This is a genomic window from Serratia sp. HNCC26DJ206 (assembly GCF_057180605.1).
Genome location: NZ_JBXUGP010000165.1, coordinates 1 through 331 on the forward strand (window position 1 = coordinate 1; position 331 = coordinate 331).

1 pseudogene is annotated in these 331 nt (G+C 44.4%); it reads right to left on the reverse strand.

From position 1 onward, the window contains the following. Nucleotides 1-161 (reverse strand): annotated as a pseudogene (locus AC2A1E_RS24425) (transposase); the annotation flags it as partial. Nucleotides 162-331 lie beyond the last annotated feature (170 nt).

Here is a 331-nt window from a genome sequence, read left to right on the forward strand (position 1 = left end):
ACATTCCGCTTCCAGAATATTCACGTTTTTCCATTCACACAGCTTTCTTAAGATACTGCCTATCGCTTTACGCTTTTCACCGTAGAACACCTTTCTTCGGTACTTCGGCGCAAATACTATGTGATCCATTGCGTGTGCGCTAAGCTCTTTTCGTCCCTCATTGGGACCCCCTTTTGATTTCTTGTTGAACGTTTGCAGTTGCCAGACCGCAAACTGTTTTAACAAATCAAAAGGGGTTTTTATAACTGGCTCAAAGCTGAAAGCTTTACGGAACCTCCAGCCTAGCTGGAGGTTTTCTGTGCACAATAAAAAGAGCGCCATTTGGCGCTCT